The organism is Streptomyces sp. NBC_00086 (assembly GCF_026343255.1).
Classification (GTDB): Bacteria; Actinomycetota; Actinomycetes; order Streptomycetales; family Streptomycetaceae; genus Streptomyces.
This window is the reverse complement of sequence record NZ_JAPELZ010000001.1, coordinates 2,510,462-2,526,305: the sequence shown is the minus strand read 5'-3', so window position 1 is coordinate 2,526,305 and position 15,844 is coordinate 2,510,462. Positions and strand designations below refer to the sequence as shown.

The window sequence follows — 15,844 nt, the reverse complement described above, 5'->3', positions numbered from 1 at the left end:
ACCGGGTCGGTCGATACAGGCCCCGACCCCGTCTCCGCGCCGAACCCCGGCCGAGCCAAAGCCACTCTACCGGCCGGGGAAACGGGACATCAGTGGTCGGGGTGGCTCGTGACCAGTTCGGTGAGGACGCCGTGGCAGTCCTTGGGGTGCAGGAAGGTGATGGAGGAGCCCATCGAGCCGGTGCGGGGCTGGTCGTAGAGGACGCGGACGCCCTTGCCGCGGATGGCCTCCGAGTCGCCCTGGACGTCCTCGGTGCCGAAGGCGATGTGGTGGACGCCCTCGCCGTTCTTGGCCAGCCACTTGCCGACCGCGGAGTCCTCGCGGGTGGGTTCCAGGAGCTGGAGGTAGGAGGCACCGCCGTCGGAGGTCTCGTTGATCTTGAGCATGGCCTCGCGGACGCCCTGCTCCTCGTTGACCTCGGAGTGGAACACCTCGAAGCCGTACGTGGCACGGTAGAACTCAACCGTCTTGTCCAGGTCGAAGCAGGCAATCCCGATGTGGTCGATTCTTGTCAGCATGGACACAGTGCAGCGCTACCGGAGGCGGTTACGCAACGTGCGCGCGATCACACTGGCGGGCCGGTGACGGCACGGGTACCGCTCAGTACATTCGGGTAAACCCTCGTTCACTCCTCATCCTCAAGGGGCTGTGCTCCATGTCCGGAACGAACAACACCACGTCAGTGATCGTCGCCGGGGCCCGCACGCCCATGGGGCGACTGCTCGGCTCGCTGAAGTCCTTCTCGGGTGCCGACCTCGGCGGCTTCGCCATCAAGTCCGCGCTGGAGCGGGCCGGGATCTCCGGTGACCAGGTCCAGTACGTGATCATGGGCCAGGTGCTCCAGGCCGGTGCGGGCCAGATTCCGGCCCGCCAGGCCGCCGTCAAGGCCGGGATCCCCATGAACGTCCCGGCGCTCACCATCAACAAGGTGTGCCTGTCGGGCCTGGACGCCATCGCCCTGGCCGACCAGCTGATCCGCGCCGGGGAGTTCGACATCGTGGTCGCGGGCGGTCAGGAGTCCATGACCAACGCCCCGCACCTGCTGCCGAAGTCCCGTGAGGGCTTCAAGTACGGCGCCATCGAGATGCTCGACGCGATGGCCTACGACGGTCTCACCGACGCCTTCGAGAACATTCCGATGGGCCTGTCCACCGAGACGCACAACGGCCGCCTCGGCATCGAGCGGGCCCCGCAGGACGCGTTCGCGGCCACCTCCCACCAGCGCGCCGCCGCCGCGCAGAAGAACGGCGTCTTCGAGGCCGAGATCACCCCGGTCGAGATCCCGCAGCGCAAGGGCGAGCCGGTGATCTTCTCGCAGGACGAGGGCATCCGCGCCGAGACCACCGTCGAGTCCCTGGGCAAGCTGCGTCCGGCCTTCGCGAAGGACGGCACCATCACCGCCGGCACCTCCTCGCAGATCAGCGACGGTGCGGCCGCCGTGGTCGTGATGAGCAAGGCCAAGGCCGAGGAGCTGGGCCTGGAGTGGCTCGCCGAGATCGGCGCCCACGGCAATGTGGCGGGTCCGGACAACTCGCTCCAGTCGCAGCCCTCCAACGCGATCCTGCACGCCCTGAAGAAGGAGGGCCTCGGCGTCGAGGACCTCGACCTCATCGAGATCAACGAGGCCTTCGCGGCGGTCGCCGTGCAGTCGATGAAGGACCTCGGAGTGACCCCGGAAAAGGTGAACGTCAACGGCGGCGCCATCGCCCTGGGTCACCCGATCGGCATGTCCGGCGCCCGTGTGGTGCTGCACCTGGCGCTGGAGCTCAAGCGCCGCGGCGGCGGGGTCGGCGCGGCCGCCCTGTGCGGTGGCGGCGGCCAGGGCGACGCCCTGATCGTCCGCGTCCCGTAGCGGCCCGCAGTCCGCACCCGCACCCGTACCCGTAAGAGATCCGAGGAGCGCAGCACGTATGACGGCGGTGGACGTCCCCCAGCTGGTGGCCCAGGCCCGTGAGGGCAGGCCGCGAGCGGTCGCCCGGCTGATCTCGCTGGTCGAGGGGGCGTCCCCGCAGCTGCGCGAGGTGATGGCGGCGCTGGCGCCGCTCACGGGCAACGCGTACGTGGTGGGCCTCACCGGCTCCCCGGGCGTCGGCAAGTCCACGACCACCTCGGCGCTGGTCTCCGCGTACCGGCAGGCCGGCAAGCGGGTCGGCGTCCTGGCCGTCGACCCGTCCTCGCCGTTCAGCGGGGGCGCGCTGCTCGGCGACCGGGTGCGGATGTCGGACCACGCCTCCGACCCGGGGGTGTACATCCGCTCCATGGCCACCCGCGGCCACCTGGGCGGACTGGCCTGGTCGGCCCCGCAGGCGATCCGGGTACTGGACGCGGCGGGCTGCGAGGTGATCCTGGTCGAGACCGTCGGGGTCGGGCAGTCGGAGGTGGAGATCGCGGCCCAGGCCGACACCTCGGTGGTGCTGCTGGCCCCCGGGATGGGCGACGGGATCCAGGCCGCGAAGGCGGGCATCCTGGAGATCGGCGACGTCTACGTGGTGAACAAGGCCGACCGGGACGGCGCGGACGCCACCGCCCGCGAGCTGAACCACATGCTGAGCCTGGGGGAGAGCCGGGGCAAGGGCGACTGGCGGCCGCCGATCGTCAAGACGGTCGCGGCGCGCGGTACGGGCATCGACGAGCTGGTCGAGGCGCTGGAGAAGCACCGGGCGTGGATGGACGAGCACGGGGTGCTGGCGCAGCGGCGTACGGCCAGGGCCGCGCGCGAGGTGGAAACGATCGCGATCACCGCGCTGCGGGCCCGGCTGGCCGACGTGCACGGCGACACCCACCTGGAGGCACTGGCCGGGCGGGTGGCGGCGGGCGAGCTGGATCCGTACGCGGCTTCGGACGCGCTCCTCGCGACGCTGACGGAACCGGCGGAACCGGCGGAACCGGATGCGGAGCCCGCGGGCCGGTCATAGACTGGCGAACGCCCGGAATGCCCCAACGCAGGGAGGTTTCATGGCGAAGCGCGGCAACAAGAAGCGAGCCCGCAAGAAGAAGAAGGCCAACCACGGAAAGCGTCCCAACGCCTGACCGTGAGGACTGACCACACACGGAAGCCGCACCCGGTCCACGGGGTGCGGCTTCCGTGCGTGTGGTGTGCGGGGCTCAGTCGTTTCCGTCGTTGTCGGACTCGGAGGAGACCACCTTGGCCGTCGCGGTGTCCACGTGGACGTTCTGGGTCTTTCCGTCGGTCGTCTTGACCTCGACGTTCCAGGTGGCGGCGCGGCCGTTGTCGTCGTCGTCATCCCACTCCACCGACCAGACCTTGCCGGGGTGGGCGGCCACGGCCGTCTTCATGGCCTGCTCGGCGGTCACCTTCGCCGCGAGCAGCGCGGCGTACTCGTCCGCGTTCTGATCGTCGTCCGCGTTCTCCTTGGTGACGCTGCCGCTCGCGGCGTCCACCTCCAGCTCCGAGTGGGTGCCGTCCTTGCTGACGACGTCCACGTGCCAGACCGCGCCGTCGCGGTCCAGGGACTCGATGACGCCGGGATAGGCCTTCAGGGCCGCCGCGGCCGCTGCCTCCGCGGTCACGTCGGCGCGTGCGGCGGTGGCCGCGGGCAGGGCCGTCGGGGTGGCGGCGGCCGCCGTCGCCGCGGCCGCCACCGGGCCTCCCAGTGCGAGAACCACGGCCGCGGCCGCCGAAACGTACGTGTTGCGCTGCATGGCTTGACCTCCTCAGGCCGACCACGTGCGCCTACGGTCGCTCGGCCGGGCCGGCTGCGAGTGCGTAGTCCCCATTGTCCGGTGATCCGCCCGGATGGGCGCGCCGAGGCCCGGGCTCAGGCCTTGCCGCGGCCCGCGCGCAGGTGCTCGGCGACCGGTCCGAGCGCGGCGCGCAGGGCGGCGATGGCGTCCGGGGTGAGGAGGTCGATGAAGTGCCGGCGGACGGACGCCACGTGGTGCGGGGCGACCTCGCGCATGGTCTCCATGCCCTCGGGCGTGAGGACGGCGTAGAGCCCGCGGCGGTCGGACTCGCAGTTCACGCGGCGGACCAGGCCCGCCGCTTCCATCCGCGTGATCTGGTGGGAGAGCCGGCTCTTGGACTGCAGCGTCGACGTCGCGAGATCGCTCATCCGCATCCGGTGTTCCTCGGATTCGGAGAGGTTCACGAGGATCTCATAGTCGTTGTTGGTGAGCCCGAACGGCTGGAGGTCCTTTTCCAGCTGGTGACTCAGCAGCCGGCTGACGTCCAGGTGGGTGCGCCAGGCGCACTGCTCGGCGTCGTTCAGCCAGGGGGTGGCCGTCTCGGTCTCGATGGTCTCCATGAAAGAACTCTACCTAAGAAGTTGAATTGCGTACAAAAATGCGGCGGGATGAGAGGTTTCCTACAGCCCGAAGCGCCTCTGGAGATCGCCGAGCTGCCCCGGCATCCGCGGTACGCCCATCTGGCCCAGCGGACCCTGTCCGGGGACGCCCTGGGCGTTGCCGGCGGCCGCGCCGGGGCCCACGGTCCCGACCGCCTGCTCCGCCATCAGCATCTCCGAGGACTGGAGCAGCACCGTACCCGCACCGACGAACTCGAACTGGTGCTCCTCGCCCGAGGAGCCCCCGATGCCCGTCAGCGAGCGCAGGCCGCCGATCACGCCCGACATGTACTTGTGGTCGTAATGGTGGCAGGGCGAGGGGCAGTCCGCCCACCCCACCAGCGCCTGCGGGTCCACGCGCAGCGGCGGCTCCATGAACACCACCGGCCCGTTGGAGGCCGCCACGAACTTGCCGGTTCCGATCAGGGTGAGGAACCCCGGCACGATCGACTGCTTGAGCGCCAGCGTGGGCTGGTAGGCGAGCAGGTTGCCCGACCGGATGGTCAGGTTGCCGTTGTCCAGGTCGTACGAGTTCACGTCGAAGGCCCGGTCGGCGAGCAGCATCTTGCCCTGGCCCTCGGCCACCACCCAGTCGCTCGCGTGCAGCGGCGAGTGGAAGCTGGTGCGCAGCAGCCGGTCGAACCGGCCGTGGCCGATGCCGTTGAACTCGATGCGCCCGTAGTAGGCGATCATCTTGCCCTTCTGCAGGAACCACTGGCTCCCCTTGAGCTCCACGCAGAAGGTGTAGGCGTTGACGTTGTCGTCGGACGGCAGGGTGTACGGGTCGAAGACGGTCGGACCTCCCGGCCCACCGGTCACGGGACCAAAGTTCACAGCTTTTCCTCCGAAGCCTGTACGTACACCGCGCCCTGGCCGGACAGTTCCAGCTGGAACGCCTCGCCCGAGCCGCGGCCGACCATGTCCCGCCAGCCCAGCGCCGTGGACAGCTTGTTGCGGACCTCGCCGTGGTGGGCGACGTAGGCCTGCGGGTCCACGTGGATCGGGCGGTTCGGGTGGATCGGCAGCTCGATGACCCCGCCGTGGGCCATCACGGCCACCGAGCCGTGGCCCTTGAGGGTCGTGGTGAACAGGCCCTGGCCGCTCACCTGGCCGCGGACCATGCCCATGACCCCGCCCTGCGCGCCCATGAACATCGTGCCCTGCTGCAGGCTGCCGTCGAAGGCGAGCAGCCGGTCGGCCTCCACGTAGAGCGTCTCGCCGGTGAGGCTGATGACCTGGATGTGGTGGCCGCCGTGGCCGAACATCACGGTGCCGCTGCCCTCGACCTCCATCAGCGGCGTCTGCTCGTTCGCCACGCGGCGCCCGATCATGCCCATCACGCCGCCCTGGCCGCCGGTCAGGCTCGGGGTGAAGGAGACCTCGCCGCGGTAGGCGAGCATCGCGCCGCGCTGGCTGTACATCTTCTGCCCCGGTACGACCTGGGCCTCGACCATCTTCGAGTTGATCTCGCGGAACGGCATCAGACGTCGCCCCCGATGGTGTTGCGCTCGCTGGGCTGCACGTACACCAGGCCCTCGCCCTCGAAGCGGATCTGGAAGGACTCGCCGGAGCCCTCGCCGATCAGCGTGCGGAAGTTCACACCGGACTGGAAGGACTGCTGGAGGTTCCCGGTGTGCGCGATGTACGCCCCCGGGTCGACGGACAGCGGGTACTGGGCGCTGACGCGCAGCACCACGGCCGGGCCGTCGGACATGATCGCCGCCTGCCCGCTGCCCTCGACGGTGGTGGTGAACAGGCCGTTGCCCGTGGTCGCACCCCGCAGGCCGGTGAAGGTCGTGCCGGTGCGCAGGCCGGCATCGGTGCACAGCAGGTTGCTGGACTCGACGTACAGCTTCTCGCCGCGCAGGTTGACCAGATTGATCTCGCTCGCCCGGTCGGCGAAGAAGCAGGTGCCGTGACCCTGCACTTCCATCACGGTCATCTGCTCGCCGGTGAGCCGCCGGGTCACCATTCCGCGGAGGCCTTCGCCGCCGCCGGTCATCTTCTTGAAGGCCATCTGGCCGTCGTACGCGACCATGGCGCCGTTTTTCGCTTTCACGGCGTCCCCGGTCAGGTCGACGGCGAGCACCTTGCTGCCTTGGAGTCGGAACTGAGCCACGGGAAGACGGTATCCGCAGCGGGCGGCACCGAACAGGGGCCCGTTGGCCGATATACGTCACGGTCCGGCACGGTCCGGCCCGGTCCGGTCGGGGTCACGGCCCGGCCCGCCGGGACCCCGGGCCCCGCGCCAAGATCGTCCGGGGCGGCTGAGACACTGGGACGGACCCCCGGCATCCACCCCGAAGGTTCCACGTGGACATCAAGACCGCTTCCGCCCTGCACCGGCTGCGCCTCATCTCCGTACCGGAGGCGCTCTCGTTCCCGGCGCTGCTGATCTTCGGCTCGGTGCTGAGCCGGATCTCGGACATCGACTACTTGATGATGCCGCTCGGCGTCATCCACGGGTTCCTGTTCGTCATCTACGGCGTCTTCCTGCTGGACGTCTGGTTCAAGGCGAAGTGGCCCCTGAAGAAGGTCGTGCTGTTCTTCCTGCTGGCGCTGGTCCCCTTCGGCGGGCTCTACGGCGACCGCCTCCTCAAGCGCGACGAGTCGGCCGGCGTGCTCGCCGCCCGCGCCCGTGAGGCGGCCCGCGCATGATGATCGCGTTCTCGGTGACCCCGCTGGGCGTCGGCGAGGAGGTCGGCGAGTACGTGGCCGACGCGGTCCGCGTCGTCCGGGCGTCGGGGCTGCCGAACCACACGGATGCCATGTTCACCACCATCGAAGGTGAGTGGGACGAGGTGATGGACGTGGTCAAGCGCGCGGTGGCCGCCGTGGAGGAACGGGCCCCCCGGGTCTCCTTCATCCTCAAGGCCGACATCCGCCCCGGCGTCACGGACGGCATGACGTCCAAGATGGAAACGGTGGAACGCCACCTCGCCGGGGGCTGAGCCACACACGAGCCCCTCGGAAGCTCCCGTGCGGTCCCCGCGCGTGGCCGACGCCGTCCGCATAGTGCGTGCGTCGGGGCTGCCGAACCGCACGGACGCCATGTTCACCACCATCGAGATCGATGGGGACGAGGTGATGGACGTGGTGAAGCGCGGTGGCCGCCGTGGAGGAACGGGGCGCCGGGGTGGCATGGCGTCCATGATGCAGCGTCCATGGTGCAGACGGTGGAATGCCACCTCGCCGGGGAGGGCTGAGCCACCCACGAGCCCCTCGAAAGCTCCCGCGCAGCCCCTCGGTTCTCCGGAGATCGGTCCGGTGGATTCGGGGGGCTTCGTCGTGTCCGGGGCCAATAGTTCGTACTGATCGGTACAACTTTCGCATTTATGTACGCTCGCCGGGCCCGGCACGCATCAGCAGAAGGACGCCCCGTGACCTACCCGCCGCCGTACCCCCACCCGTATGCGTCCTCGCGGCGGTGGTGGCACCATCCGGCAGTGATCATCACCCTGCTCGTCGTCTTTCCGCCCGGGGGCATCGCCCTCGCGTGGACCAGCGGCTGGAGCAAGGGAAAGAAGATCACCGCCACCGTCCTCGCCGGCCTCTGGTTCTTCACCCCGTTCCTGGGCGACCCGCCGGAGAAGACCGGGACCGACGCGAAGCCGAAGGCCACGGTCACCCAGGAGGCCGCCGCAATACCCGCGCCCTCGGCGACCGCAGCCCCCGAAACCACATCGGTAACCACGCCCTCGGCGACCGCGGCCCCGGCTGCCCCGAAGATGCCGGTGGTCATGGGCCTCCCCTTTGCCCGGGCGGCCGAGATCCTCAAGCCGATCGGGCTCAAGTCGGTCGAGCCGGAGAGCGCGTACGCCGACGTCACGCTGCCCGCGACCGTGGACGGCTGGAAGGTCTGCTTCCAGGACCCGGCCGAGGGCAAGGAGATCCAGGCCCCGAAGACCGTGAGCGCCCACCTCAAGGTCGTGGCACCCGGCACGGCCTGCCCGGCGGAGGCAGGCGCCAGGCTGCATCCTGATCCCGACCCCGCCCCCGTGGTGCCGGGGGACGGGGACGACTCGGGCGGCTCTTCCTCGGGAGGCTCCTCCTCGGGCGGATCATCGACCGGCGGTAGCGGCAGCGTCTCCTACAAGAACTGCGCCGCCGTTCGCGCCGCGGGAGCCGACCCGATCCGTCGGGGCGACCCCGGTTACGGCCGCCATCTGGACAGGGACGGCGACGGCGTGGCCTGCGAGTAGCGGGGCTTGAGCCGGGGGCACCCCAGGCCGGGGGCCTCCCGTAGAGCAGACTTCGCAGGCATGAACGCCTCCACGATCAAGCGCGCCGTCCCCTACTACTCCCAGTGGGAGTCCGCCGGGCTGGTGCCCGAGTTCGTCGCGGGGGCCGACTCGGCCCGGGATCCCCTGTGGGCCGGGTCGGGTGCCGGTTCCCCCGAGGAGTACGCCTTCTGGGCGCCCCGCATGTGCGGCGTGGCCTGCCTGCGGATGGTGCTGGGGCGTCTGGGGCTCCCGGTGCCGCCCTCGGTGGAGCTGGTGAAGGAGCTCTGCGGGGCCGGGGCGTACGTGCGGGACGGGGATGCCGTGCAGGGGCTGATCTACCAACCGTTCGCCGAGTACGTGAACGCCCGCTGGGACCTGGACGCCCGCTCCGTACCCGTACTGGACCACCAGGCCGTCCGGGACGCGCTCGCCGGGGGCGGGCTGGCCATGCTGTCGGTCCATTGGTCGATCCGGACCCTCGTCCCGGCCGGGGAGGCCCGGGGCGGTCACCTGGTGCTCGCCGTCGGGGCCACCGACGACGCCGTCCTGGTGCACAATCCCTCCGGCTTCCCCGGTGCTTCGCAGCAGTACGCGCCCGTTCCCTGGGCCGAACTGGACCGCTTCTACGCCGGACGCGGCATCCTGATCGGCGGCCGGGCCGGCTGAGGGCGCGGCCGGCGCGCGGCGCCCGGTGCGGTGACCCGTTCGGCCCTGGCCGCCAGGACACGGAACGGAACCGCCCGGTCGGGTGCATCCCGTTCGACAGCCAGAGGTATCTCCCCTTTCGTTGGGATACGTACCCCGGTTTCGAGCGCTGGAGGAACCGTGCGGCAGGAAGCCTTCGACTACGAGACCCACAGCCGGCTGGCCGGCCCCTGTGAGGAGCCGGATCCCGCCGTCGCCTACCGGGTGAGGTACCGCTCCCTGCTCGCGCGCGAGGACCTCCGGACCCGAATACGGGCCGTCGCGCTCATGACGCTCGCCCCCGTCGCCGCCACCGGGCTGCTGCTCTACCTCGTCTGGCCCACGCACCGGACGGTCCGGGAGGGCGGCGAGGCCTGGCTGGTGCGGCTCGACGCCGTGATGCTCGGATCCGTCGCCCTGATCATGTTCTTCATGGTGGTCAACGTGGTCTCGATCGCCCACGCCACGATGGTCGCCCGGGACCCCGTCCCGGTCCCCGCCGAACCCGGCACCCGCGTCGCCTTCCTCACCACCTACGTCCCCGGCAAGGAACCCCTCTCCATGGCGGCCGCCACCCTGCGCGGGGCGGTCGCCGTCCGCCACGACGGGCCGCTCGACGTCTGGCTCCTCGACGAGGGCGACGACCCCGGGGCCAAGGAGCTGTGCACCGCGCTCGGCGTGCGCCACTTCACCCGCAAGGGCGTCGCCGAGTGGAACACCCCCGAGGGGTCCCACCGGGCGCGGACCAAGCACGGCAACTACAACGCCTGGCTCGCCCGGCACGGCGCGGACTACGACTACTTCGCCTCCGTCGACACCGACCACGTGCCGCTCCCGCAGTACCTGGAGCGGATGCTCGGCTTCTTCCGCGACCCCGACATCGCCTTCGTCGTCGGCCCGCAGGTCTACGGCAACTACACCGCCTCGGTCACCAAGGCCGCCGAGTCCCAGCAGTACCTCTTCCACGCCCTGATCCAGCGCGCGGGCAACCGCTACGGCGCCCCCATGTTCGTCGGCACCAACAACGCCGTCCGGATCAGCGCGCTGCGCCAGGTCGGCGGGCTCTACGACTCCCTCACCGAGGACATGGCCACCGGCTTCGAGCTGCACCGGAGCAGGAACCCCGCGACCGGGCGGTTCTGGCGCTCCGTCTACACCCCCGACGTGCTCGCCGTGGGGGAGGGGCCCAGCACCTGGACCGACCTCTTCACGCAGCAGCTGCGCTGGTCCAGAGGGACGTACGAGACCCTCCTGCGGCAGTACTGGCGGGGCTGCTTCCGGATGCCCCCCGGCCGCTGGCTCAACTACACCCTGATGCTCGTCTACTACCCCATGACGGCCGTCAACTGGCTCCTCGGCGTCCTCAGCTGCGTGCTGTTCCTGTGGTTCGGCGCCTCCGGCACCCAGGTCTCCTCCGAGGTCTGGCTGATGCTCTACACCGACGCCGCCGCCCTCCAGGTCGGCCTGTACCTGTGGAACCGCCGCCACAACGTCTCCCCCCACGAGCCGGAGGGCTCCGGCGGGCTCGCCGGCATGGCGATGTCGGCCGTCTGCGCGCCCGTCTACCTGATGTCGCTCGGCTCGGCGGTGCTGCGCACCCGGGGCGGTTTCATCGTCACCCCCAAGGGCGGCGTCGCCAGCCCCGACCGGCTCGCGACCTTCCGCGTCCACCTCTTCTGGGCCGCCGTCCTCCTCGTCTCCCTCGCCGCCTCCGTGCGCTACGAGCACACCCACGCGGCCATGCGCGTCTGGGCGGTGCTCGCCCTGGCCGTCACCCTGGCCCCGCCGGTGGTCTGGGCCGTGACCGAGCTGCGCGCCCGTACGGCCCGGGCCGCGTCCGGCGGGGGGCCCGGTCCGGGTGAGGAGCCGGAGCAGGCCCTCGCGACGACGGCGGGAGGGAACTGAGCCATGGAGTACCGCCCTTCGAAGCAGTTCAAGAAGACGGCCCTGGGCGCCGGAGCCGTCGCCCTGCTGATCGCGCTCAACGCGCCCGCCGCGCTCTCCTTCGCCGGGGACCGCTACCACTCGTACAAGATCGGGCGGGCCGGCTACCGCGCCCAGTACGGCTCGTGGGATCTGATCGGCCTCCCCGAGGAGTACCGGATCAACGCCATGCACGCGGCGCTGCTGCGCACCGGCAAGGTGCTGCTGATCGCCGGCTCCGGCAACGACCAGCGCAACTTCGACAAGGGCAGCTTCTCCACCGTCCTGTGGGACCCGAAGGACGACAGCTTCAAGAAGATCCCGACCCCGGAGGACTTCTTCTGCTCGGGCCACAGCCAGCTCCCCGACGGACAGCTCCTGGTGGCCGGCGGGACCGCGCGCTACGAGGTGCTCGGCGGCAAGGTCACCCGGGCCGGCGGCGGCATGCGGGTCAAGAACGAGAGCCCCGACAAGGCGGTCACCCTGGCGAAGGGCACCGTCTTCCGGTCCCCCTCGGGCGTCGAGTACGTGTCGAAGTTCGCCGTCACCGTCCCCAAGGCCACCCGCAAGTTCGAGATCGCGCACGGGCGCGGCGGGCAGATGATGCCGTGGAAGACCAAGGTGGTCGCGGCCGAGGCGCGGGTCTTCGTGGAGGCGGTCCGGGAGGGCGCCGCGGGGCTGACGACCCAGGCCGCCCAGTACGCGGTGGCCGGGCTCAAGGGCAAGGACGCCGCCAACGTCTACGGGCTCGCGGAGCGGCTCAGCGCTGGCAAGCAGGACTTCCAGGGCATCAAGTCCGCCTACGAGTTCGACCCCCTGGCGGAGAAGTACGTACCGGTCGACCCGATGAGGGACGCCCGCTGGTACCCGACCCTGGTGGGGCTCCAGGACGGGCGGGTCCTCGCCGTGTCCGGGCTCAACGACGTGGGCGACGTCGTCCCCGGCGACAACGAGTACTACGACCCGAAGACCAAGAAGTGGTCCAAGGGCCCCTTCCGCTACTTCCCGACCTACCCCGCCCTCTTCCTCACCCAGGGCGGCAAACTGCTCTACACCGGCTCGAACGCGGGCTACGGGCCCAAGGAGAAGGGGCGCGAGCCGGGCGTGTGGGACCTGGCGACGAACCAGTTCCGGAAGGTCGGCGGACTGGCCGACCCCGACCAGCTGGAGACCTCCTCCTCCGTACTGCTCCCCCCGGCCCAGGACCAGAAGGTGATGGTGCTCGGCGGCGGCGGAGTCGGCGAGTCCAGGCTGTCCACGGACCGCACCGCCGTCGTGGACCTCAAGGCGGAGGTGCCGGCCTTCCGGCCGACGGCCCGGCTGCCGCAGCGCGTGCGCTACCTCAGCAGCGTGCTGCTGCCCGACGACTCCCTCTTCACCACGGGCGGCTCCGCCGACTACCGGGGCCGGGGCGCCAGCGACATCCGCAAGGCGCAGTTCTACTACCCGCGCACCGACACCTTCGTGGCCGCCGCCTCCCCGACGGTCGGGCGCAACTACCACTCCGAGGCGCTGCTGCTGCCCGACGGGCGGGTGGCGACCTTCGGCTCCGACCCGCTCTTCGCGGACAAGGACAACACCAGGCTGGGCCGGTTCGAACACCGCCTGGAGGTGTACAGCCCGCCGTACGTGCACCGGGACCCGGAGCTGCGGCCGGTCCTGGGGGAGGGGCCCGAGGAGGCAGAACTCGGCGGCTCCGCCACCTTCGAGGCACCGCGGGCCGAGCGGATCCAGCGGGCCCGGCTGATGCGGCCGAGCGCGGTCACGCACACCACCGACGTGGAGCAGCGCTCGGTCGAACTCGGGCTGAGGAAGACCGCCGGCACGGTGACGGTCACCGTGCCCGCGGACCCGACGCTGGTGCCGCCCGGCTGGTACATGCTGTTCGTGACGGACGCGGACGGCACCCCGTCGGTGGCGAAGTGGATCCGGGTACGGCCGGCTCCCGAGCCGCCGGAGCCGCCGTCGGCGGCCTCGCGGGACGGGTGGCTGAGCTAGGGCCCCGCTCGGGCCCGGGTCAGGCGGACAGGGCGCGGCACTGGGTGATCGCGGTGATGACGGGCAGCCCCGCCTCGCCGACGGCGGTGGCGATCCGCAGGACGGTCCGCGTCCCGGAACGCGGTGACGCCCCCGGCGGTGACGAGCGCCAGGAGGATCATGAACCTCACGAAGGCCGAGACGGCGGCAGCACGGGCGGGGACCATGCTCGTCGTGACCCGGGTGATGTTGGCGACGGGGAACGCGTCGGCGCCGACCCAGAGCACCCGCCGTGCGACGCGGACCTCGATGACCTCGTGCTCGGATATGACGGACCCCCCGGTGCCGTGTTCGTAGCGCACAGAATCCATCGCAACTCCGCGCAGGACAAGGGGAATTCGGTCAATCTAGTCCGCGGAGCGGCGGGCCAGGCCCAGGGCGTAGTCCGGCCACCAGGTGCCCGCCGGGGGGCCGCCGCGGCAGGTGCCGTCCGATTCGCCGGGGCGCTTGACCCAGAGGTACGCGTCCACGAGCGGGTCGCCCGTCCCGGCGGTGGGGGGCGTGCCCAGTGCGCGGCCCGGCGGGTTGCACCAGGCCTGGGCGCGGTCGCCCTGGAGGGGGCCGTCGCCGTTGCGGCTGGTGTCGATGACGAAGTGCTTGCCCTTGGTGGCCTTGGAGAGGGTGGCGCCGTACTCCCGGCCGGCCGCGCTGGGCTGGAAGTTGGAGACGTTGAGGGCGAAGCCGTCGGCGCGGTCGAGTCCCGCCTTGTAGAGGGGATCGACCAGTTTCCCCGGGTCCGGGATCCAGGCCGGGTTGCCGGCGTCCAGGTAGACCTTGGTGTTCTTGTTGCGCTTGAGCCGGTCGACGGCCTCGGAGAGCAGGCGCAGCCGCTCGTCGCGGTGGTCGGCCTGTGTGCAGCCGTCCACGAGGTGCGGGATCGCGTCCGGCTCCAGGACGACCAGCGCCTTGGTGTCGGCGATGTTGTCGGCGAAGGCGCCGATCCAGCTCCGGTACGCGGTGGCGTCCCGGGCGCCGCCCGCCGAGTGCTGCCCGCAGTCCCGGTACGGGATGTTGTACGCGACGAGGACCAGGGTGCGGCCTGCCGTACGGGCGCTCGCCCTGGCCCGGCGGATCTCGGGGCCGGGGTCGCCGGCCGGACCCCACAGGGCCATCGGCCGGTCGGCGATGCGGCGCAGCACCTGGGCGTCGCTGTTGCGGCCCTGCGCCTCCCAGGCGGCGACCTGGCGGGCGGCGTCGCTCTGCGGGTCCACCCAGAACGGGGACTCGTCGACGAGGCCGACCCCTGCGGGGTGTGCCGGGGGGTGGGGCGGGGCGGATTCCGGCTGCGCGGTGGGGGTGGGGGAGCAGGCCGTGGTGGCGGCCAGGGCCAGGGAGAGGGCTGCGGTGAGGAGGGTGGCGGGGCGGCTGCGGGGGGCTGGCATCCGGCTTCCTCGGGGCGAAGGGGCGGGCGGCTGCGGGCCGGGTCATCGTGACATGGGGGCAGGTGGGGTGGGGTGCGACAGCGCCGCGTGCGTACGGGTGCTGCTGGGGGAGCTCGGTCCCCCACCCGCCCTTCCCCCGTTCTCCGGGCTGCGCCCGGACCGCCTCAAACGCCGGCGGGGCTGGATATGCCCCGGGCCGGGTTTACGGCTGGGCCGGATTGGTCAGGGCGATGGCCAGGGGGGTGCGTTCGTACAGGATCTGGTGGCCGTGGCGGGAGGGGATGAGGAGGCCGGCCTCCTGGAGGATTTTGAGGTGGGCGGAGACGGTGGAGGGGGCCAGGGACAGGCGGTGGGCCAGGGCGGTGGTCGAGGCGGGCTCGGTCAGAGCGCACAGGACGTCGGCGCGGGCGCGGCCCAGGAGGCGGGCCAGGGCCTGGGGGGCCGGGCCGGCCGGGGCCGTCCACAGGGCGCCGATGCCGCGGGCCGGGTACACCAGGGTCGGCTGCCACGGCGGGTCGTAGCCGCCCACCACCTCCGGCCAGACGAAGGCGCTCGGCATGAGGAGGAGCCCCTGGCCGTCGAGGGAGCGGTCGTGGTGGCCCCGGCGGGCGATGCTGAGGGTGTTCCCCGACCAGCGCAGATCCGGGTGGAGGCCGTCGAAGAGGGCCTCCAGCCCGCCCGCGGCCAGCCGCCGCGAGTGGAACAGGACGTCCGCCTCCAGCAGGGCGCGCAGCCGGGGCCAGTGCGGGGCGACCAGCACCCGCCATGCCTGCTCGTAGAGGTCGGCCAGCTCCCGGACCGCCCGCTCCGGGTCGGCCAGCATCCGCTGCCCGGCCGCGCTCTCCAGGGCGCCCGGGGTGCAGACCAGGGAGCGCCGCAGGTCCTCCCGCGCCGCCTGCGGATCGGCGGCCCGGACCCGGGCGAGCTCCTCCTCGAAGGTGACCGACGGGCCCGTCGGGGGCGGGCTGAGGAAGTCCGGATTGTGTCCCGCGCGCGGCATCAGCAGCCACAGCGGCCGCAGGTCCAGCCCGGCTGCCGCCGTGCGGATCCCGCGGAGCCAGGGCAGGTGGTAGGCGTGGCGCCGCCGGTCCAGCAGGACCCGTACCGCCTCCTGGGTCTCCCAGCGGGGCGAGATCGAGAACCGGCAGCGCATCAGGTCGGCGGGGCCGAAGCGGAAGTGGAAGGGCACGGTACGGGTCCCTCCGGGGGCGAGACGGGACGGGCGGACCGGCCGGCGGGCGGACGGGCGGGGCGGGGCGGTGGGGTGCCGGGCCCGGAGCAGGTGATTCGA

General features: G+C 71.6%; 17 protein-coding genes and 1 pseudogene. 9 read left to right on the top strand and 9 right to left on the bottom strand.

Going from position 1 to position 15,844, the window contains the following annotated elements; translation table 11 throughout:
- Window positions 1-89: 89 nt before the first annotated feature.
- A complete protein-coding gene (gene mce, locus OG276_RS11000; RefSeq protein ID WP_266904394.1) occupies window positions 90-518 on the bottom strand; it encodes a methylmalonyl-CoA epimerase in 429 nt (142 codons plus the stop codon).
- 137 nt (window positions 519-655) lie between these two features.
- Between mce and OG276_RS10995 the strand changes: the two genes are divergently transcribed.
- On the top strand, window positions 656-1,852 hold the full coding sequence (locus OG276_RS10995) for an acetyl-CoA C-acetyltransferase (RefSeq protein ID WP_266904392.1): 1,197 nt from the start codon (window positions 656-658) through the stop codon (window positions 1,850-1,852).
- Between the two features lie 58 nt (window positions 1,853-1,910).
- Entirely contained in the window at window positions 1,911-2,915 is a 1,005-nt protein-coding gene (meaB, locus tag OG276_RS10990; RefSeq protein ID WP_266904390.1) for a methylmalonyl Co-A mutase-associated GTPase MeaB, read from the top strand.
- Between the two features lie 190 nt (window positions 2,916-3,105).
- Here meaB and OG276_RS10985 read toward each other — a convergent pair whose 3' ends face one another.
- The 5 genes from OG276_RS10985 to OG276_RS10965 all read right to left on the bottom strand — a co-directional run bounded on the left by OG276_RS10985 (window position 3,106) and on the right by OG276_RS10965 (window position 6,423).
- The gene (locus OG276_RS10985; RefSeq protein WP_266904388.1) at window positions 3,106-3,663 is read right to left on the bottom strand and encodes a PepSY domain-containing protein; all 558 of its coding nucleotides are present in this window, start codon (window positions 3,661-3,663) and stop codon (window positions 3,106-3,108) included.
- 116 nt (window positions 3,664-3,779) lie between these two features.
- Window positions 3,780-4,256 carry a MarR family winged helix-turn-helix transcriptional regulator gene (locus OG276_RS10980; RefSeq protein WP_266912698.1) on the bottom strand — a complete coding sequence of 159 codons (477 nt, stop codon included), beginning with the start codon at window positions 4,254-4,256 and terminating at the stop codon, window positions 3,780-3,782.
- 69 nt (window positions 4,257-4,325) lie between these two features.
- Window positions 4,326-5,123 (bottom strand): AIM24 family protein, encoded by a 798-nt coding sequence (locus OG276_RS10975; RefSeq protein ID WP_266912696.1) that lies wholly within the window; start codon window positions 5,121-5,123, stop codon window positions 4,326-4,328.
- Between the two features lie 11 nt (window positions 5,124-5,134).
- A complete protein-coding gene (locus tag OG276_RS10970) occupies window positions 5,135-5,785 on the bottom strand; it encodes an AIM24 family protein (RefSeq protein WP_266904386.1) in 651 nt (216 codons plus the stop codon).
- Window positions 5,785-6,423: an AIM24 family protein gene (locus tag OG276_RS10965; RefSeq protein ID WP_266904384.1), complete on the bottom strand. Its 639-nt coding sequence runs from the start codon at window positions 6,421-6,423 to the stop codon at window positions 5,785-5,787. Before OG276_RS10965 ends, OG276_RS10970 begins: the two co-directional genes overlap by 1 nt.
- A 194-nt stretch (window positions 6,424-6,617) precedes the next feature.
- On the opposite strand from OG276_RS10965, the gene OG276_RS10960 reads away from it, so the two are divergent.
- The 7 genes and pseudogenes from OG276_RS10960 to OG276_RS10930 all read left to right on the top strand — a co-directional run bounded on the left by OG276_RS10960 (window position 6,618) and on the right by OG276_RS10930 (window position 13,132).
- Complete coding sequence (locus OG276_RS10960) at window positions 6,618-6,962, top strand: DUF3817 domain-containing protein (RefSeq protein WP_266904382.1); 345 nt, start codon at window positions 6,618-6,620, stop codon at window positions 6,960-6,962.
- Window positions 6,959-7,255, top strand: a complete 297-nt coding sequence (locus OG276_RS10955; protein WP_266904380.1) for an MTH1187 family thiamine-binding protein — start codon at window positions 6,959-6,961, stop codon at window positions 7,253-7,255. Before OG276_RS10960 ends, OG276_RS10955 begins: the two co-directional genes overlap by 4 nt.
- 28 nt (window positions 7,256-7,283) lie before the next feature.
- A pseudogene (locus OG276_RS10950) lies at window positions 7,284-7,431 on the top strand (thiamine-binding protein); the annotation flags it as partial.
- A 319-nt stretch (window positions 7,432-7,750) separates the two neighbouring features.
- The gene (locus tag OG276_RS10945) at window positions 7,751-8,506 is read left to right on the top strand and encodes an excalibur calcium-binding domain-containing protein (protein ID WP_266904378.1); all 756 of its coding nucleotides are present in this window, start codon (window positions 7,751-7,753) and stop codon (window positions 8,504-8,506) included.
- A gap of 60 nt (window positions 8,507-8,566) precedes the next feature.
- Window positions 8,567-9,193: a C39 family peptidase gene (locus OG276_RS10940; RefSeq protein WP_266904376.1), complete on the top strand. Its 627-nt coding sequence runs from the start codon at window positions 8,567-8,569 to the stop codon at window positions 9,191-9,193.
- A 159-nt stretch (window positions 9,194-9,352) separates the two neighbouring features.
- Window positions 9,353-11,116: a cellulose synthase catalytic subunit gene (locus OG276_RS10935; protein ID WP_266904374.1), complete on the top strand. Its 1,764-nt coding sequence runs from the start codon at window positions 9,353-9,355 to the stop codon at window positions 11,114-11,116.
- Between the two features lie 3 nt (window positions 11,117-11,119).
- Window positions 11,120-13,132 (top strand): kelch motif-containing protein, encoded by a 2,013-nt coding sequence (locus tag OG276_RS10930; protein ID WP_266904372.1) that lies wholly within the window; start codon window positions 11,120-11,122, stop codon window positions 13,130-13,132.
- Here the strand turns inward: OG276_RS10930 and OG276_RS10925 are convergent.
- The 3 genes from OG276_RS10925 to OG276_RS10915 form a co-directional block, all read right to left on the bottom strand.
- Entirely contained in the window at window positions 13,129-13,482 is a 354-nt protein-coding gene (locus OG276_RS10925) for a DUF6232 family protein (RefSeq protein WP_266904370.1), read from the bottom strand. The two genes, OG276_RS10930 and OG276_RS10925, sit on opposite strands and share 4 nt — an antisense overlap.
- A 36-nt stretch (window positions 13,483-13,518) precedes the next feature.
- Window positions 13,519-14,553, bottom strand: coding sequence for a glycoside hydrolase family 6 protein (locus OG276_RS10920; RefSeq protein ID WP_266904368.1), 1,035 nt, complete (start codon window positions 14,551-14,553; stop codon window positions 13,519-13,521).
- A gap of 202 nt (window positions 14,554-14,755) precedes the next feature.
- Complete coding sequence (locus OG276_RS10915) at window positions 14,756-15,742, bottom strand: DUF5937 family protein (protein WP_266904366.1); 987 nt, start codon at window positions 15,740-15,742, stop codon at window positions 14,756-14,758.
- Between the last annotated feature and the right edge of the window lie 102 nt (window positions 15,743-15,844).